The sequence below is a fragment of the Bacillus sp. FSL K6-2865 genome (assembly GCF_040311405.1).
GTDB lineage: Bacteria > Bacillota > Bacilli > Bacillales > Bacillaceae > Bacillus > Bacillus velezensis.
The window spans coordinates 4059154-4078613 of sequence record NZ_CP152036.1 but is presented as its reverse complement, the minus strand read 5'-3'; the positions used below and the strand labels follow the sequence as shown (position 1 = coordinate 4078613).

Genomic DNA, 19460 nt, shown 5'->3' with positions numbered 1-19460 from the left:
AAAATCAGAAATCTATCGTAAGAGGATATGACAAAGGAATGGAGGTTTGAAAAGCGGGGCTTTATAACAGAATGGGGGAGGTTTTTTATGCAATCGCCATTGATGTTATTACAGCTGAAGCTGGCTGATTATCAGAAAAAAGCCGCAGAACTGCGGACAATTGACGAATTTATCATACTGAAACAGACATTGCAGGACATGATGAAAGTATTCGCCGCCTGTGAAGAATGGGAGCTGTATCAAAAAACGGCCGATCTCATGGCGCAGACGGTGCTGCACATCCGTTTCATCGAATAAGAAAAGCCCTCACTCGGGCGAAGGCTTTTCTTAAAAGGACCGTTCTTCTTCAATGTTTTTATGCTGATCATAAATGACAAGCTTAGACGGGCTGTTCTCTTTAGCCGTCTGCTCCGCTTTCTCGATCGCCGCGTCCTTTGATGTATAAAGAGCCGTCGGCGCCACATTTTCCACCTTCACAAACCATCCGTCCGCATCAATACTGGGTGTTACTGCATATGTTTTCATCCTTCTTACCTCCTGGTTTCGATTTATTTATTTGTTTCCCAGCATTCGGAATGGTGAAACACGCAGCCGCTGTCTGACAAATACAGGGAAAATGATGTTTTTCTATTCTTTTTCTTGAGAAATGGTAAAATGGAGTTTGGATATTTTTTAAGGAGAGGACGGTGCTTAGCATGACAGACCTTCTGAATGATCGGCTGCCGCCGCAAAACATAGAAGCTGAGCAGGCCGTGTTAGGTGCTGTTTTTTTACAGCCGTCTGCGTTAACACTGGCTTCTGAAGTGTTGATTCCGGATGATTTTTACAGAATGTCACACCAAAAAATTTACAATGCCATGCTCGTGCTCGGAGACCGCGGTGAACCGGTTGATTTGGTCACGGTAACGTCAGAGCTTGCGAATACCGATTTGTTAGAAGAGGTGGGAGGCGTCTCTTACCTGACGGACATCGCGAATTCGGTTCCGACAGCGGCTAATATAGAATATTACGCGAAAATCGTTGAGGAAAAATCCATTCTCCGCCGTTTAATCAGAACGGCGACCTCAATCGCTCAAGACGGGTATACGCGCGAGGATGAAGTTGAAGATTTATTAAGCGATGCGGAAAAAACGATTATGGAGGTCGCGCAGCGAAAAAATTCGGGCGCCTTCCAAAATATCAAAGACGTGCTTGTGCAAACATACGACAACATTGAGCAGCTTCACAACCGGAAAGGCGATATTACCGGGATTCCGACTGGTTTTATTGAGCTTGACCGGATGACGGCGGGGTTTCAGCGGAATGATTTGATCATTGTCGCGGCCCGTCCGTCTGTGGGGAAAACGGCATTCGCCTTAAATATTGCGCAAAACGTGGCCACCAAAACGGATGAGAGCGTCGCGATATTCAGTCTTGAGATGGGTGCCGAGCAGCTTGTCATGCGTATGCTCTGCGCTGAAGGGAATATTAATGCCCAAAATCTCAGAACGGGAAATCTGACGGAAGAAGATTGGGGCAAGCTGACGATGGCGATGGGAAGCCTGTCAAACAGCGGTATCTTTATAGATGACACCCCCGGCATCCGCGTCAGCGAAATCCGTTCAAAATGCCGCAGACTGAAGCAGGAGAACGGATTGGGCATGATTTTAATTGACTACTTGCAGCTCATTCAGGGAAGCGGCCGTTCAAGCGACAACCGCCAGCAAGAGGTATCGGAAATTTCACGGGCGCTAAAAGCGCTGGCGCGGGAGCTTGAAGTCCCGGTCATCGCCCTGTCTCAGCTCTCCCGGGGTGTTGAGCAGCGGCAGGATAAACGTCCGATGATGTCAGATATCCGTGAGTCGGGAAGTATTGAGCAGGATGCCGACATCGTCGCCTTCCTGTATCGTGATGATTACTATGATAAAGAATCCGAAAACAAAAACATCATCGAAATCATTATTGCCAAACAGCGTAACGGCCCGGTGGGCACCGTCTCACTGGCTTTTGTGAAAGAATACAATAAGTTCGTAAACCTGGAAAGGCGCTTTGATGACGGCGGTGTTCCGGCAGGTGCGTAAAGCCTCAAGCAATGTCTTGAGGCTTTTTTTCAACCGAAAGAATGAAAGAATGCCGTCCGTTCGGCAGACGAAAAAAGGAAAGCGCTTTTATATAATGGCATTAAGGGAGGGATGATGATGGCAATTGAATTTCCGCAATTTCAAGCGGCGCAAATCCGGATTGCCCGGCCGACCGGACAGCTCAAAGAAATCATCAGGTTTTATGAAGAGGGACTCGGGCTGAAGAGGGTCGGCAGTTTTTCCGGACATGAGGGCTACAGCGGCGTCATGTTCGGCCTGCCCCATACGCAATATCACTTAGAATTCACCGAAGAAACCGGCGCGTCTCAGCCGGCGCCCGTTCCGCACGGCGACAGCCTGCTTGTCTTTTACATCCAGGATCAGCAGGAGGTCATCCGCATCAGCACGAAATTAAAGCAGATGGGATATGAGGAGAAAGCACCCGAAAACCCGTACTGGGAAGAAAAAGGCGTGACCATCGAAGATCCTGACGGCTGGCGGGTTGTCCTGATGAATACAAGCGGCATATAAGTGACTGTCTGAAGAACCCTGATTACGGGCTCTTTTTCTTGTTAAAGCATGAAAGTTTCGGGAGTAATAGATAGCAAAAGAAAGAGAAAACGCTTTTAATCATGTTTAAGGCGAACAAATATAGATTGATAAGATTTAAATGTTCGGATTTACGATTGACTTTCTGTTTCGGCACTGATACACTTAATTTGTTTGAATGAGATATCGTTTTGAAAGGTTAACGGAGGTGCACGGATATATGTCTTCAGTAGTCGTAGTAGGTACGCAGTGGGGCGATGAAGGAAAAGGTAAAATTACAGATTTCCTATCAGAAAATGCAGAAGTGATCGCACGTTATCAAGGCGGAAACAATGCAGGACATACCATCAAGTTTGATGGCGTCACGTACAAGCTTCATTTAATCCCATCAGGAATTTTTTATAAAGAAAAAGCGTGTGTCATCGGGAACGGAATGGTTGTTGATCCGAAAGCGCTCGTAACGGAGCTTGCGTATCTTCATGAACGCAATGTGAGCACGGATAACTTGAGAATCAGCAACAGAGCCCACGTCATTCTTCCATACCATCTGAAACTGGATGAAGTAGAGGAAGAACGCAAAGGGGCCAATAAGATCGGCACAACGAAAAAAGGCATCGGACCTGCTTATATGGACAAAGCGGCGCGGATCGGCATCCGGATCGCAGACCTGTTAGATCGTGATGTGTTTGCAGAAAAGCTTGAACGGAACCTTGAAGAGAAAAACCGTCTGCTTGAAAAAATGTATGAAACGGAAGGCTTCAAAATTGAAGATATTCTGGATGAGTATTATGAATACGGCCAGCAGGTTAAAAAGTATGTATGCGATACATCCGTCGTCCTGAATGACGCGCTGGATGAAGGCCGCCGCGTTTTATTTGAAGGCGCTCAAGGGGTTATGCTTGATATCGACCAAGGGACATACCCGTTTGTCACTTCATCCAACCCGGTCGCCGGAGGGGTGACGATCGGTTCAGGCGTAGGCCCGACAAAAATCCAGCACGTCGTCGGTGTATCTAAAGCGTACACAACCCGTGTCGGTGACGGTCCTTTCCCGACTGAGCTGAAAGATGAAATCGGGGATCAAATCCGTGAAGTCGGACGCGAATACGGCACAACGACAGGCCGTCCGCGCCGTGTCGGCTGGTTTGACAGCGTTGTTGTCCGCCATGCCCGCCGCGTCAGCGGAATCACAGATCTTTCTCTGAACTCAATCGATGTGCTGACTGGCATTGAAACATTGAAAATCTGTGTCGCTTACCGCTACAAAGGTGAAGTGATTGAAGAATTCCCGGCAAGTCTGAAAGCTCTCGCAGAGTGTGAACCGGTATATGAAGAAATGCCTGGCTGGACGGAAGATATCACAGGCGCAAAAACATTAAGCGATCTTCCTGAAAATGCGCGCCATTATCTGGAACGCGTATCTCAGCTGACAGGTATTCCGCTTTCTATTTTCTCTGTCGGTCCCGACCGTTCACAAACGAACGTCATCCGCAGTGTATACCGCGCTAACTAAGAATTTGCAGCAAACAAGCCTCCGGTCACGGAGGCTTGTTTTTTTATGCAGGAAAAAAATAATAGATTTTTTTCAAAAAAGTAGTTGCCACTTTCGAATGTTCTATGATATTATAAATCTCGTTGTTACGGAACAGCTTCAATAGAGTACTGCAAGAAAGCTTTTGTCTGAATGCTCTATGATACATAATCCGACACATCAGGAGCCATTAGCTCAGTTGGTAGAGCATCTGACTTTTAATCAGAGGGTCGAAGGTTCGAGTCCTTCATGGCTCACCACTTTTTATGGCCCGTTGGTCAAGCGGTTAAGACACCGCCCTTTCACGGCGGTAACACGGGTTCGAATCCCGTACGGGTCATTGATTTACTTTAGCGTTATTGCTAACTCCTTATTTGTCCTCGGAGGGCCGCCACGATACGGCTCTCCGGACAAATTACTGTAAGGTCCGGTAGTTCAGTTGGTTAGAATGCCTGCCTGTCACGCAGGAGGTCGCGGGTTCGAGTCCCGTCCGGACCGCCATTTTACTTTACTTTATAGTATAGAAAAGAAACATCTGGCTCGGTAGCTCAGTTGGTAGAGCAACGGACTGAAAATCCGTGTGTCGGCGGTTCGATTCCGTCCCGAGCCACTTACCCAAACGCATCTGCAATAGTAGGTGCGTTTTTTCTTTTGTTATAAAAAAAGGGAGAGCCGGCTTTTCAGCCGGCCCAGAAGAAGACGTCAAACACTAGACGGCGTTTTTTTTCGTGAGGTTTCAAAAAAATATTATTTTTTAAAAGAAAATAAAAAACATGACAAAAGGATGGCAGTTCAATACGTTTTTGCGCTGTTCTCTTTAATTTTTTTATCTTTTGACCTGAAACCGTTATAATAGACGGGGAACGTTTTTCACGATCCGAATTGTGATCATCATGAAACATCAATAGATGAAATGAAGTCATTCTGGCAGGAGGAAAATCAAGATGATGGATAAGAAAATCCTTGTAGTCGATGATGAAAAACCGATTGCAGATATATTAGAGTTTAATTTAAGAAAAGAAGGCTATGACGTGCATTGTGCGTACGACGGAAACGAAGCCGTGGAAATGGTGGAGGAGCTTCAGCCTGATTTAATTCTTTTAGATATTATGCTTCCGAATAAAGACGGAGTTGAAGTGTGCCGGGAAGTCCGGAAAAAATATGATATGCCGATTATTATGCTGACGGCAAAAGACTCGGAGATTGACAAGGTCATCGGGCTTGAAATCGGAGCGGATGACTATGTCACGAAGCCTTTCAGCACGCGTGAGCTTCTGGCCCGCGTCAAAGCGAACCTGCGCCGCCAGCTTACGGTTGCGCCGGCTGAGGAAGAATCAGCTTCTAATGACATTCATATCGGTTCTCTCGTCATCTTCCCTGACGCTTATGTCGTATCAAAAAGAGAAGAAACGATCGAGCTGACTCATCGTGAGTTTGAATTGCTTCATTACTTAGCCAAACATATCGGACAGGTTATGACGCGTGAGCATCTGCTGCAGACTGTGTGGGGCTATGACTATTTCGGTGATGTGAGAACGGTGGATGTAACAGTGCGCCGTCTCCGTGAGAAAATCGAGGATAATCCGAGCCATCCGAACTGGATCGTCACAAGACGGGGTGTCGGTTATTACTTGAGAAACCCTGAACAGGACTAACCGGCGATGAATAAGGTTGGTTTTTTTCGGTCGATTCAGTTTAAGATCACGCTGATCTATGTGCTTCTCATTATCATCGCCATGCAGATTATCGGCGTGTACTTTGTGAAACAGGTGGAGAATTCTCTTCTCAAGTCCTATGAATTATCGTTAAATCAGCGGATTGACAATCTTTCCTATTATATTGAGCAGGAATATAAAGGAGATAATGACAGCACCGTCATTAAAGATGACGTCAAACGGATTTTGAATGATTTTACGAAGAATAATGAAATACGGGAGATTACATTTGTTGATAAAAGCTATGAGGTCGTCGGTTCCTCGAGGCCTTATGGCGAGGAAATAGCGGGGAAACAGACGACTGACCCGATTTTTAAACGGATTTTCTCAACAAAACAGGCCTATTCAAAAAAATATTATGATCCTAAAAGCAAAAACAGAGTGCTGATTTCAGCGAAACCTGTCGTCACAGAGAATCAGGAAGTTGTCGGCGCGATATATGTCGTGGCCAGTATGGAAGATACCTTTAACCAGATGAAAACCGTCAACTCGATTCTTGCTTCAGGAACAGGCTTAGCCCTTGTTCTGACGGCTCTTCTCGGTATATTTCTCGCCCGCACCATTACCCATCCGCTGTCGGATATGCGTAAGCAGGCGATGGAACTGGCAAAAGGGAATTTCTCCAGAAAGGTGCGGAAATACGGGCATGATGAAATCGGTCAGCTCGCAACGACGTTCAACCATCTGACGAGAGAGCTTGAAGATGCCCAAGCCATGACGGAAGGGGAGAGAAGAAAGCTTTCTTCCGTTATCGCGTATATGACGGACGGTGTCATCGCTACGAATCGCAACGGGGCTATTATTCTTTTAAACAGCCCTGCGCTTGAGCTGCTGAATGTTTCACGTGAAACGGCTTTAGAGATGCCGATTACGTCTTTATTAGGCATAAAAGAGAACTTTACATTTGAGGATTTAGTAGAACAGCAGGATTCAATGCTGCTGGAGATCGAACGTGACGATGAAACGACTGTACTGCGGGTGAATTTTTCCGTTATTCAGAGAGAGCACGGAAAAATCGACGGTTTAATCGCGGTTCTTTATGATGTCACCGAACAGGAAAAACTCGATCGGGAACGCAGAGAGTTCGTTGCCAACGTGTCTCATGAGCTGAGGACACCGCTGACGACCATGCGAAGCTATTTAGAGGCGCTTGCGGAAGGCGCGTGGGAAAACAAAGATATCGCTCCGCGTTTCCTAATGGTGACCCAAAATGAGACTGAGCGCATGATCAGATTGGTGAACGACCTGCTTCAGCTTTCTAAATTCGACAGCAAAGATTATCAGTTTAATCGGGAGTGGATTCATATGATCCGCTTTATGTCACTGATTATCGATCGTTTTGAAATGACAAAAGAACAGCATGTCGAATTTATCCGCGAGCTGCCGGACAGAAATCTGTACGTGGAGATTGATCAGGATAAAGTGACGCAGGTTCTCGATAATATCATTTCTAACGCACTGAAATACTCACCGGAAGGCGGACATGTCACTTTCTCAGTCGATGTGAATGAGAAAGAAGAGCTGCTTTATATCAGCGTAAAAGATGAAGGTATCGGCATTCCGAAAAAAGATGTGGAAAAAGTTTTTGACCGTTTCTACAGAGTGGATAAAGCGCGCACGAGAAAACTCGGCGGCACCGGACTCGGCCTTGCGATTGCAAAAGAGATGGTTCAGGCGCACGGCGGAGACATTTGGGCCGACAGTGTAGAAGGCAAAGGAACGAAGATTACATTTACTCTTCCATATAAAGAAGAGCAAGAGGATGATTGGGATGAGGCGTGAAAATATAAAAACAGTCATACTGTCAGTGCTGGTCGTCATTAGTCTTGTTTTAACATGGGGAATTTGGACATTCCAGCCCAATTTTTCAGAAGGCACGGCCTCAACCAAATCGACTGTCCGGGAAAAGCATAAAATTGATAAAACGAGCCAAAAAGTGTCGCAAACGGTAAAACCCCGGGATATGTTTATTCATACAAACGGCTCTCATTATAAAGTGGATGATGAGACGCTCTTTAATGACCTGTGGGCGGATTTGCCGCAATGGGAAGTAAAAGGGATGAAGGATATTTCCGATCAATACGACAAGCTCGGTTTTAAAAATTGGCTTTACGGCAGAAACGGCAATTCGGCAAAGCTCGATCTGCAATTCAATGACACCATTCCGATTGATTTCTTCCAAACGATGTTTAAATGGTCGAATCCGTCAATGGAATACAGCTCATTTGACCATATTGTCATTCCGTTTAATGAGAATAAGACGAATAAGAAGATTTACATGGTCTCATACAGCAAGCAGCTGATTTTGGAAGTGACTGTGGAATCGGCGAATTACCGCAATCTGATGAATGAGCTGTACAGCAAAAAGTCGAGTATGCCGTTATACCACCTCTATTCGGTCGGAAAAAGCAAAGAATTTCTCATGCCGAATGCGCGGTTTAATATGAAGGAAAAAGAATTTATCACTGAAACCATTAAGACGAACCTGTTTAAGCAGACGCTTTTTAATGATCCGAGCACGGTCAGAGAAGACCCGAATTACAATCGGAATGTGCTGACTGACGGAATCAGCCGTCTGGAAATCAATTCGACACAGCGGCAGATTCAATTCCAGCATCGGAACCTGGCACAAAGCGCTTCTTACCAAACGGGTGAGCTGATTAAGAAAAGCTATAAATATTTAGAGGATACGGGAAGCTGGACGGATCATTATCAATTTTTCAATGTGAGTGATAACCAGCAGCTGAGTTTCTACATGTTTAAAGACCAAATGCCCGTGATCAACAGCACGTCTAAGCCTTTCGGATCCGGACCTGTTTTGACCCTGCAATGGGCCAATGACGAGGTTCTCAGCTACAAGCGGCCGAACTATGTTCTCGGACCGAATCCGATTAAAACAAAAGACGTAAAAATGATGAACGGCAATGAGGTTGTGTCTCTGCTGGAGCAGCAGGATAAATACGACGTGAATAAAATCGACCAGATCTTCCTGGCCTATCAAATGGTCTCTTCATCAACGAATGATCTCGTTGAACTGGAACCCGTCTGGAGTATGAAAATCAACGGGAAGATCGTTCCGATTACGAAAGATCTGCTGGGGAAGGAGGAGGACGATAATGGAGTGGAATAAGACAAAAACGATCTTCATCATTGCCTTCCTCATCCTTGATATTTTTCTCGGCTATCAGTTTTTTGAAAAACGCTCGAGCAGTGAATACGAAGTGATTAAAAATTCAAATGTGGAAAAAGACATGGAGATGGATCATATCACTTTCGGCAACCTGTCTTCTGATTCCGCGACGGGCTACCGGCTGACGGCGGGCCAAAAGGTATTTACCGCCGAAGATATTGATGCTTTGAAAGATCAAAAGCCTTTAATGGAGATGCCGGCGGATGATCACAAGGTTACCACACTGAAAATGAAATTTACCGATCCGGTCGGTTTATCGAAGCAAAAACCGCAGGAGGATGCGGAATCGCTCGTCAGCTCTAAAATAACCGGCGGTGAAAAATATAAACTGTGGAAAGTCGACAAGGATAAAAAACAGATCATTTTTTACCAGATGTATGACGGCCAGTTTATTTATCAGGATTTTGACTCGTCCACAGATGCGATCGGACAGGTGATTCTGCATTTGAACGATAAAAACGAGGTCGTATCTTACGAGCAGACCATGCTGGAGTCATTCAAGCGAATCCAGACGGAGAGCCTGATTCCTGAGCTTGATGCGGTCGAATTATTGTATTCTCAAAATTACTTAAAAGCGAATTGCGCCGTTAAAAGCGTTAAGTTCGGCTATATTGCCCAATATCCGCTGACAAGTACGCAGGTGCTGGCGCCGGTATGGAGAATTACAATTGAAGATAAGTCAAAAGGGACGAAGAAAAAGACACAGCAAACGTACACTGTGAATGCATTGGAAAGCACAGTCATTGATAACAATCAAAATAAATAATGGAGTGAGACATAATGGGCTTGCAATTTAGCGTGCTTGCGAGCGGGAGTACCGGAAACGCGTTTTATCTGGAGACAGAGGAGCACTCTTTTCTGGTGGATGCCGGCCTGAGCGGTAAAGCGATGGACGGGCTGATGGAGAAAATCGGCCGCAAGATAGACGACGTCGACGGCATCTTTGTCACTCACGAGCACAGCGACCATATTAAAGGGCTCGGCGTCATTGCGAGAAAGTACGGACTTCCCGTCTACGCCAATGAAAAGACGTGGAAAGCGATGGAGAATCAGATCGGCAAGCTGGATACCGGACAAAAGTTTCTGTTCCCGATGGAAAGCGTAAAATCCTTCGGCGGGCTTGATGTTGAGTCATTCGGCGTCTCTCATGACGCGGCCGAGCCGATGTTTTATGTTTTCCACTACCAGGGCAGAAAGCTCGCGCTGATGACGGACACCGGGTATGTGAGCGACAGAATGAAAGGCATTATCCGTTCGGCCAATGTGTTTGTGTTTGAAAGCAACCATGATGTCGGCATGCTGCAAATGGGCAGATACCCATGGAGCATTAAGCGGCGGATTTTAAGCGATGTCGGCCACGTCTCCAATGAAGACGCGGCGCTCGCCATGACTGATGTCATCGGCGACGGCACATCGCGCATCTATTTGGCGCATCTGAGCCAAGACAACAATATGAAGGAACTGGCGAGAATGTCCGTGCAGCAGACATTGGCTGCGAAAGGATTTGTCGCCGGGGAAACGTTTCAGTTATTTGATACCGATCCGAAAATCCCGACGCCGCTGTGCGCCGTGTAATTTTTCCAAATGAATCATGATTATTAATCCGCGATCTGACCCACACTATAAGCAAATCGAGTACTCTTGAAAGGATTTGAGATAGGGTGGATTATAATCGCGATGATGAACAGTACGCCTCCGAACAGCCCCGCCGCAGCAAGAGAGGGTACTTTCTATCAAGTCTGATCGGCGTCATCGTCGGGGCCGCGCTCATGGCTTTCCTGCTGCCGTACTGGACAGGCGGAGACCATGGAGAAAGCAGCAAAAGCACCAGCCAGCGTCTCGGCAGCGAACAGGTGAAAACAGTCAACGTAAATGTCAATGACGCTGTCACGAATATGGTCAGCCGTGTATCAGATTCGGTAGTCGGTGTTCTCAATATCCAAAAGACCGATATTTGGGGAGAGGGCGGCGAAGCGGGAAGCGGGTCGGGCGTCATTTACAAAAAGAACGGAAACACTTCTTATATCGTAACCAATCACCATGTCATTGAAGGTGCGACTGAGATTGAGATCAGCCTGAAGGATGGCTCGCGCGTGCCTGCTGAGCTGATCGGGAGCGACCGTCTGATGGATCTCGCCGTGCTGAAGGTGAAGTCTGATAAAATCAAATCGGCCGCCCAGTTCGGCAATTCTGATCAGGTCAAAGTCGGAGAACCGGTCATTGCGATCGGAAATCCGCTCGGGCTTGAATTTGCGGGATCAGTGACACAGGGGATCATTTCAGGCACGGAAAGGGCGGTGCCCGTTGACTCAAACGGCGACGGACAGCCGGATTGGAATGCGGAAGTGCTGCAGACCGATGCCGCGATTAACCCCGGCAACAGCGGCGGCGCTTTGATGGATATATCGGGCAAGGTGGTCGGCATCAACTCAATGAAGATCGCTGAATCCGCCGTTGAAGGCATCGGCCTGTCCATCCCGTCAAAGCTTGTCATTCCCGTTATTCAGGATTTAGAAAAATACGGAGAAGTCAGACGGCCTTTCCTCGGTATTGAGATGAAATCCTTAACGGATATTGCGAGCTACCATTGGAGCCAGACGCTGAAACTTCCGAAAGGCGTTAAAACCGGGGCGGTCATTATGGGTGTCGACGCGTTTTCACCGGCCGGAAAAGCGGGTTTGAAAAAGCTCGACGTGATTACCGGGTTCGACGGACATAAGGTCAATGACGTTGTTGATCTCCGTGAGCGCCTGTATCGCAAAAAGATCGGCGACCGTGTGAACATCACGTTCTACCGTTCGGGAAAGAAAAAAACAGCGGAAGTCAAACTGACAGAAGCGGATCGATTACAGAAATAAAAAACAGCCCGGACATCCGGGCTGTTTTTTATTGATTTATTTGTTAATATTATACTATTATGAAAACGGGAGGTGAAACACATGAAAACGGCTGATGTGATCATCGTATTGAATGAAATTGAAGGTGAATGTGAAGGAAGAATTATTTTAGAATGCAGAATTTAAGAACATGAAACATGTTATATTAAACGTCCTTTTTCAGGGCGCTTTTTTTATGCCTTTTTTCAGAAAACATAAAAAAGAACTGAACGCGGGTCACAACACGTTCAGTTAAAAATGGGTATATGTAGAAAAAGGAGACGTGAACCTAGAACTGGTGCTGCTGAGTTGAAGCAACAGATGAAACTGCCGGCAGCTTATTTGTTGTTTGCAGATTGCTCCGTTTTCAGCGTTTACTTTCACCAATTCAGCTTAGATTCCGTTTTGTTTCAGATAAAAGCGAATAATAGAAGGGGAAGCGAAAAAAATAAACACAGGCTGATACATCTAAGGAGAGACTGCATCATGGAAAAGTTGAAAGGCATCAAGCTGAGTGCAGACGGCGAGTCTGCACTCATTGATTCTTTAACGATGGGGCTTTATTACGGAACGGTCCTCGGGGAAGACAATATCGTCGAGGTGTACATCCGTTCTTTGCGCGAAAAGCTGAAGGATAAAGAACACAAGGTGATTCGCACGGTTCGGGGCGCCGGGTACAGGGTGGATTTTGCATGAAACGGCTGTACAGAACCCTGCGGTTCCAGCTCCTGTTCAGGTCACTGGCGATTTTGGCTTTGCTGTTATGTTTCATCGGCGGCACTCAGTACATGTGTATGACACGGACGATGTATGAAAATCAGGCGATCAGCATTCAGAGTGATATCAATTCAATGGATCAAAGCGTTTGGAGGTCAATCAAAACCCTTGCCCGTTCCGAAACACCGGCTCATCCGAATTTGATTTACCCCGGTGTGACGGTTGCTTTTATCAATCAATCATACAAGATGTCTGTTTTATCAGAAGACCCGCACGCGGGGGCCGCTCCTTCTTTCCCGAAAAAAGTGTACCGGGATGCGCTGACAGACACCATGGCGCTTCACTATCAGGTGGCTCACAATAAGGCGGGTGAGGAAATCATCGTCGTGTTTCAGGCGATTTCCGTTGACGGAAGGCAGGCGGGAGTTGTGCAGATGAGCACGCTGACCCAGCCTCTGAATGATTCGCTTTTCCGCCAGATCAGCATTTTCGCGGTGCTTTCCTTTGCGGCTTTGGTCATCGGCCTGTTTGTTTTTTTGCCGGTGATCCGGCTCACACTTAAGCCGCTGTCCCGCATTGTGCGTATGATGGGTGACATTCATGCCGGCAGTCTCGATAAACGGCTGCCGATTGATAAAAGGCAGGCAGAAATTGAGTCGCTGGGCATCTCCATCAATCAGATGCTGGAACGGATTGAAACCTCTTTTCAGGCGGAAAAAGAAGAGAAGGAACGAATCCGGCAGTTTGTATCAGACGCATCGCATGAGCTGAGAACGCCGCTTACCTCCATTCACGGCTGTATCGAAATTTTAATGCGCGGAGCGGCGGAGAAGCCGGAGCAGAAAGAAAAAGCGCTTCAAAGCATGTACACGGAATCCGCCAGGGCGAATAAGCTGATAGAGGATCTTCTGTTTCTCGCGAAGATTGACCGGGTGCCGAGCTTTGAAATGAAAAAAGGCGCATTGGGAGACGTCATTTTGGAAATGGAGGCTCAGCTGAAGCTGCTCGCGAGAAACCGGAAGCTCGAGTTCTTTGTCGATCAAAAGATAGAAGCCGTTTTTGACAAAGACAAAATGAAGCAGGCCATTCTCAACCTCTTTTACAATGCGGTGCAGCATACGGATGAAGACACGGGTGTCATCACCGTCTCCCTGCAGAAAGACGGAGGAATCATGCTTATGATTGCGGATAACGGAACGGGAATCGCTCCGGAGCATGTGCCTCATTTGTTTGACCGGTTTTACAGGGCGGAAACCTCCCGATCCCGTCAATCCGGCGGCGCGGGGCTGGGTCTTGCCATTACAAAAACCATTATCGACAGTCACAACGGAACAATTGAAGTGAAAAGTGAGCAGGGAAAAGGCTCCGTGTTCATCATCCGGCTGCCGGGATAAACCGGGAAGCAGGAAGAAATATCACAATTTATATGTAAATTCTAAATTTTCAAAAAATAAATTGTCCTTTTCCAATATTGGTGATAATATCTAGTTATTGGTAAAGGGGGTGTGTACTGATGAAGATTGAAGAACTTGATCTTGATACAGAAACAGCAAGCTTGGTGCATCGCTGCTAGTAAAGCCGTGACTCCCCTCATTGGGGAGTTATTATCTTTCAGGGGGTATGTCATGATGTCAACGGACTGTAAGCGCTGGAAGTTTAAAGACAGCGTGCAGGTGCTGACCTACACGGCGCATATTATCATTCAATATCGAAAGGCGATTAAGCTTGCGCATACGAGTGAGATCAAAGAGACGGTTGAACGGCTGATCATCGGCTGTGAAAAACAAGAGCTTTCTGATCTTCTGGGAGAGGAAGCGGGAAACCAGTTTTTCGATGCTTTAATGAAATTGGATGCTTTAATAGAGCCATGGCAAAACGGCCGTGAAGGCCGCATCACTGAAAAGCAGCTGTACCATTTTGAGAAATACAACCAAAACCCCAATCTGATCCAAAAGAGATTAGACGGCAGCAGGGCAGCGATCGTGGGTCTGGGGGGCGTCGGAACGATCATTCTTCAAAACCTTTTGGCGGCGGGCATGCAGCATTTTATTCTCATTGATTCGATGCCGTATCAGTACATAACCTGAACAGACAATTCGTCTATAATAAATCTTCTGTAGGCAAATTAAAGATCTCAGAATGCAGAGATTATATTGCGGGTATCAATCCCCATGCGGACGCAGCACTTTACCATAAGGAAATTACACAGCCGCAGGACCTGCGTGTGTTAGATCCGTACGAAATTGATATCGTCATAAATGCCGCTGACAAACCCCATAACATTTCTGAATGGGTTTACCGGTATTGTAAGGAGCGGAATATTGCATTTATGACCGGGGGTGTCGGCAGCTTCAGCGGCCAATGGGGGCCTCTGCTCACGCCTGAATCCTATCAATCCGGCGTCACCTATGAAAAAAACATGCCGGCCGGACTTCTGAACTGTTACCCCGATGAACCGATCAAAGGTTCCTTAGGAGCGACAAACGGTATTATATCCTCGTTTATGTCTCATGACATTATCACATACCTTGCAGGCGGAAGCCCGAAATCCCTGAATACCCGCATCGGCCTGGACTTTGACGGCCTTCATATTACAGAAACGAAGCTTTCTCAAAAGGAAAGCGCTTTATGAAGACGATGCATCGTACGGCGAGAAAACCGGGCGACCCTCTGAAAATAGAAATCGACACAAGCCCGATACGCTTGAACCCATTAGATACGCAGGATTACACAAGCAAGATGATTTGCAGCATTATGTATGAAAGCCTGCAGGACGGCTATAACTGCCGGATCATCCGCAAAGATCCCCGCACCTGTCAGGTGGACATTCACCCGGACTATTTAGGTGACGCCGAGGGTGTGATTCAAACGATCATCTATCATCTGACGAAAGAAAATCAAAGCCCCCATCTCGGCAGTTTCCTGAACATAAAACAGGCCGTTCCGTATGTAAAAGGCCTCGTCTCTTCCGATCAGCTCGGGGTGAACGTAACGGGCGAAAAACGCTTTGAAGTCACCTTGGACGAGCCGTCTGATGAAATAGAAGCCGTTTTGCAGAGCAGCTTTCTGATTCCTGGGACCGCCGGGGGCGATGTGCCGGAAAACGGCCCGTACCGATTCAAGCGCACGTTTGAGAAGGGGCTGGAATTTGAGCGGAATCCGCAATATAAAATGACGCCCGCGGATCACCGCACGGTTCAGACCATCCAATTTATTTTGAATGATGATCTGGAAAAGAGCATCGGGCTGTACGAAGCGAATCAAACGGACGTGACCTGCCACACCCAGTTTCATCATTCAAACATGAGGTATCGGCAGTATGCTGATTTTAAAGAAAATCATTTGCCGATGTTATTTACCTTCAAGGTAAAGGACGACATGCTGAGAACTTTCATTCAGCATTATTTTGATAAACAAAAGCTGGCCGGGGATTTGGGGCATATCATCACACCGACTGATTCACTGATCGGTATATGGGAAAGCGGGAGGACACCGCAGAAAGATCCGCCCCTTTTGACAAGAGAAGAACCGATCCGAATCGTTTATGCCGATTATTATCCCAACGGAGAGATCATTGAAAGGCTGGCTGATTTGTTTCGACGGGCCGGAGCGGACGTGTCCGTCTCCCGCGTCAGTCATTTCAATGATTATTACCATATGGATAAAAGCCGGTTTGATATTGAGCTCCATTTGTTCCTGCCGGCTTACATGCATGAGCTGAGCTATATCAAATATTTCATCCGCGACATCAGCGATCCAGGGAAGAAAAAAACGATCATTGATGCCGTAGGATCTGAAAAAAAGAAGGAACTTTTTGGGTTATTCGAGAATACAACTCATTATTGCCCAATTTGTTTTGGGAAAAGTCTGTATCTGCAAGATCCATGTATAGAGGGTTTTAGTGTAAAGACTGACGGGCTCCTTTCTGTTCATGATGTTAAATGCAGATAGCTGGAAAGGGGTATTCATTTGCGGAATCGAAATTTGCTTTACTTCTCCGGTTTTTTCGGAAACTTCTTTTTCGAACGGGGAATTTGGATTTTATATTTAACAAGCATGAATTATTCATTGTTTCTAGTGGGCATCCTGCAATCGGTCCTGAATTTGGCGATGTTTCTGGCGGAAGTGCCGAGCGGCGTCATCTCGGACAGAATCGGGAGAAAAAAATCGCTCTTGCTCGGCCATTTTATGGTCATTGTCTATTTGGTGATGTTCCTGAGCTTCCATAACTTCATCGCCCTCTTCATCGCCCATATTATATACGGTATCGGGCTGACGTTTATATCAGGAACGGATCACGCCTTTTTGTTTGATTCACTGAAAGAACAAGGGAAAGAAAAGTGGTACGGCAAATCCATCGGAAATTATAACGGACTTGTCATACTCGGTCTTGCGATCGCCATGGGCATCGGCGGCTACTTGCAGGAAATATCATGGTCGTATGTGTTTATCGCCGGGATTGTGACTCAGCTGATTGCAATGGCGGTCATTACACAGCTGACGGAAATCAAATTTGAAAACAGTGAACACGAAACGCAGACGGTCGGTGACATCTTAAAAGAAGTCAAAGATTTCTTCAGGCTGAACAAAGCCTTTAAATATCTGGTGCTGTCACTCTCCGTTTTCTTTGCGATTACATCGGTGTTTTATATGTACGGACAAGATTTGTTAAGTCAGGAAGGGCTGTCCGTGCGCAATATATCCATTATTTTTGCTGGACTGTCCATCTTGCAGGCGCTGTGCTCCATCTTTTCTTCCAAGCCGGCGGAAAAATTCACGCCGAGGCGCGTGCTTCTGCTGACATTCTGCATCATCGGGGCGGCCTATCTGTTTATACCTTCGGGCAGTCTGTACGTGACGATTGCAGCTTTTGTCGTCATTAACGCGCTCTATGATGTGATAGAACCCGTATCCAGTCAGGTGGTGAATAATGAGATTCCGTCCAGAACGAGAGCCACGCTGCTGTCCATTATCAGTTTGATGACCTCGCTCTTCATGTTCATTGCCTTTCCGTTTATCGGATTCTTAACGGACTATTTTGATTCAGCTTTGCTGCTGACCGCAATCGGGGTATTATCCATCTTATTGTCGCTGTTTATGATGCTCAGCTTTTACAAACTGAAAGCGAGCGTCGCCATCCAGAATAAAGTCGAGCTTTGAACCAGAATGACAAAGGGATGATGTGAGTTGCTGAATATTCATAATCTTACGGTAAATTTAGCGGGAGATACCATTTTCAAAGAAGTTTCTTTTTTCATCAATGAAGGCGAAAAAGTGCTTGTGGCCGGGCCGAACGGTTCCGGCAAAAGCACGCTGTTCAGGGTGCTTTCCGGAGAGCTTGAGGCAGATGAAGGAACGATTGCGATCAACAAAGGGGCGAAGGTCGGTTTGCTGAAGCAGATCGCTGATCCCAATGAGGATCTGACGTTGTATCAATATCTGGAAAAATCGTTTGAAGCTCTCGCGGCGATCCAGAAGGAAATGAAGGCCATTGAGCTGAAGCTTTCGGAACCGATGAGTGATGACGAGCTGACTGCTTTATTGGAAAAATACAGTCAATACACGGAAACATTTGAGCGGAACAACGGCTACCAGATGCATGCGATGATTGACGAGGTATGCAACGGGCTCAGCCTCAGCGAATTAAAGGATCAGCCGTTTTCAAAGCTGAGCGGCGGCGAAAAAACAAAAGCCGGCCTTGCCGAAATTTTAATCCGCAACGACGACGTTATACTGCTGGACGAGCCGACCAACCATTTGGATGTCCATGCGATTGAGTGGCTTGAAGGGTTTATTAAAAAATCGAACAAAACCATTCTGTTTACGACCCACGATAAAACGTTTGCCGACCAAACGGCGATGAAGGTGCTCGAGATTGACGATACCGAGGTGAAGATTTGGCCTTACGGATTCAGCGAATACTTGAAAAAGCGGGAAGAATTCATCATCGCCCAGTTTGAGAAATATGAAGAACAGCAGAGAAAAATACAGAAGATGAAGGAATCCATCGCCCAGCTGAGAGATTGGGCCAACCGCTCAAATCCGCCGTCTGTCGGTCTGCACAGACGCGCGAATAATATGGAAAAGGCGCTGAAAAGGATCGAGCTGATCAATAAGCCGGTCCGGACGGAGCAAAAATTAAAAAACGCATTTCAGGAAGCGGGCGCCGGTTCAAAAGATATTGTGTTCATTGAAAACGGAAAGGTGACCAACGGATCTTCCCTTTTATATCAAAATGTGAATCTGCGCATAAAGCATAAAGACAGAATCGGCATCGTCGGCAGAAACGGCGTCGGCAAAACAACGCTGATCCGCTGTATCATCGGGGAAAGAGAACTGTCGGACGGCACCATTAAAGTGGGAGAAAATCTTAAAATAGGCTACATTGATCAAAAGAGCCATGTCGGAGATTCGAGTCAGACGATTCTGCAATTCTTTAAAGAAAATCTGCTGACTGAAGAGGGCATGGCCCGGAATATGCTGGCCAAGTACGGATTTTACGGGTCGTCGGTCTTTAAAAAACTTTCCGTCCTGTCGGGCGGTGAGAGAATCAGGCTGAAGCTGTCCATCTTAATGGAAAAAAAGCTGAATGTCCTGATCCTGGATGAGCCGACCAACCACTTGGATATTGAATCTCAGGAAATTCTCGAAAACAGCCTGATGCAGTTTCAAGGCACCATCATCTGCGTTTCTCACGACAGAAACCTGCTGGAGAAGTTCAACAAGATTTTCTGGCTTGAGAATCAAAACGTCACCATCTTTTCAGGTCCATACAGTTACGCCAAACAAAAAAAACGGCAGATTGCCGAATAAAAGGGGAAT

16 protein-coding genes, 4 tRNA genes and 1 pseudogene are annotated in these 19460 nt (G+C 46.5%); 20 read left to right on the top strand and 1 reads right to left on the bottom strand.

All coding sequences use genetic code 11. The annotated features are described in order from the left end of the window. Positions 1–87: 87 nt before the first annotated feature. Positions 88–297 carry a hypothetical protein gene (locus NYE42_RS20100; protein WP_015418617.1) on the top strand — a complete coding sequence of 70 codons (210 nt, stop codon included), beginning with the start codon at positions 88–90 and terminating at the stop codon, positions 295–297. A gap of 30 nt (positions 298–327) precedes the next feature. Here NYE42_RS20100 and NYE42_RS20095 read toward each other — a convergent pair whose 3' ends face one another. Then, positions 328–525: a DUF2188 domain-containing protein gene (locus tag NYE42_RS20095; RefSeq protein ID WP_025285570.1), complete on the bottom strand. Its 198-nt coding sequence runs from the start codon at positions 523–525 to the stop codon at positions 328–330. A 170-nt stretch (positions 526–695) separates the two neighbouring features. Here NYE42_RS20095 and dnaB point away from each other — a divergent pair, with 170 nt between their 5' ends. The 19 genes and pseudogenes from dnaB (at position 696) to NYE42_RS20000 (ending at position 19451) form a co-directional block, all read left to right on the top strand. Next, positions 696–2060, top strand: a complete 1365-nt coding sequence (gene dnaB, locus NYE42_RS20090) for a replicative DNA helicase (protein ID WP_004393100.1) — start codon at positions 696–698, stop codon at positions 2058–2060. Positions 2061–2177: 117 nt separating this feature from the next. After that, complete coding sequence (locus NYE42_RS20085) at positions 2178–2591, top strand: VOC family protein (RefSeq protein ID WP_199022274.1); 414 nt, start codon at positions 2178–2180, stop codon at positions 2589–2591. Positions 2592–2829: 238 nt separating this feature from the next. Then, positions 2830–4122, top strand: a complete 1293-nt coding sequence (locus NYE42_RS20080; protein ID WP_151295874.1) for an adenylosuccinate synthase — start codon at positions 2830–2832, stop codon at positions 4120–4122. Between the two features lie 202 nt (positions 4123–4324). Next, positions 4325–4400: transfer RNA gene (locus tag NYE42_RS20075), tRNA-Lys, on the top strand. An 8-nt stretch (positions 4401–4408) separates the two neighbouring features. Further along, a tRNA-Glu gene (locus NYE42_RS20070) sits at positions 4409–4480 on the top strand. An 84-nt stretch (positions 4481–4564) separates the two neighbouring features. Beyond that, a tRNA-Asp gene (locus NYE42_RS20065) sits at positions 4565–4641 on the top strand. Between the two features lie 36 nt (positions 4642–4677). Further along, positions 4678–4750, top strand: a tRNA-Phe gene (locus NYE42_RS20060). 337 nt (positions 4751–5087) lie between these two features. Continuing rightward, entirely contained in the window at positions 5088–5795 is a 708-nt protein-coding gene (gene walR, locus NYE42_RS20055; protein ID WP_004393104.1) for a cell wall metabolism DNA-binding response regulator WalR, read from the top strand. Between the two features lie 6 nt (positions 5796–5801). Beyond that, positions 5802–7637 (top strand): cell wall metabolism sensor histidine kinase WalK, encoded by a 1836-nt coding sequence (walK, locus tag NYE42_RS20050; protein ID WP_004393106.1) that lies wholly within the window; start codon positions 5802–5804, stop codon positions 7635–7637. After that, positions 7627–8985, top strand: a complete 1359-nt coding sequence (gene yycH, locus NYE42_RS20045) for a two-component system activity regulator YycH (RefSeq protein WP_160242471.1) — start codon at positions 7627–7629, stop codon at positions 8983–8985. The genes walK and yycH overlap by 11 nt, the downstream gene beginning before the upstream one ends. Then, complete coding sequence (gene yycI / locus NYE42_RS20040) at positions 8972–9811, top strand: two-component system regulatory protein YycI (RefSeq protein ID WP_040238684.1); 840 nt, start codon at positions 8972–8974, stop codon at positions 9809–9811. The genes yycH and yycI overlap by 14 nt, the downstream gene beginning before the upstream one ends. A gap of 14 nt (positions 9812–9825) precedes the next feature. Beyond that, a complete protein-coding gene (locus NYE42_RS20035) occupies positions 9826–10620 on the top strand; it encodes an MBL fold metallo-hydrolase (RefSeq protein WP_007407895.1) in 795 nt (264 codons plus the stop codon). An 86-nt stretch (positions 10621–10706) separates the two neighbouring features. After that, positions 10707–11903 (top strand): S1C family serine protease, encoded by a 1197-nt coding sequence (locus NYE42_RS20030; RefSeq protein WP_007614967.1) that lies wholly within the window; start codon positions 10707–10709, stop codon positions 11901–11903. Positions 11904–12407: 504 nt separating this feature from the next. Beyond that, a complete protein-coding gene (locus NYE42_RS20025; RefSeq protein WP_158185980.1) occupies positions 12408–12617 on the top strand; it encodes a winged helix-turn-helix domain-containing protein in 210 nt (69 codons plus the stop codon). Beyond that, on the top strand, positions 12614–14032 hold the full coding sequence (locus NYE42_RS20020) for a HAMP domain-containing sensor histidine kinase (protein ID WP_253620465.1): 1419 nt from the start codon (positions 12614–12616) through the stop codon (positions 14030–14032). The genes NYE42_RS20025 and NYE42_RS20020 overlap by 4 nt, the downstream gene beginning before the upstream one ends. Before the next feature lie 231 nt (positions 14033–14263). Further along, positions 14264–15270: pseudogene (locus NYE42_RS20015) on the top strand (ThiF family adenylyltransferase). Then, on the top strand, positions 15267–16589 hold the full coding sequence (locus tag NYE42_RS20010) for an ABC transporter substrate-binding protein (protein WP_108725210.1): 1323 nt from the start codon (positions 15267–15269) through the stop codon (positions 16587–16589). The pseudogene NYE42_RS20015 and the gene NYE42_RS20010 overlap by 4 nt, the downstream one beginning before the upstream one ends. Positions 16590–16607: 18 nt before the next feature. Beyond that, the gene (locus NYE42_RS20005) at positions 16608–17798 is read left to right on the top strand and encodes an MFS transporter (RefSeq protein ID WP_014306161.1); all 1191 of its coding nucleotides are present in this window, start codon (positions 16608–16610) and stop codon (positions 17796–17798) included. A gap of 27 nt (positions 17799–17825) precedes the next feature. Beyond that, on the top strand, positions 17826–19451 hold the full coding sequence (locus NYE42_RS20000; RefSeq protein ID WP_251257794.1) for an ABC-F family ATP-binding cassette domain-containing protein: 1626 nt from the start codon (positions 17826–17828) through the stop codon (positions 19449–19451). Positions 19452–19460: the final 9 nt, after the last annotated feature.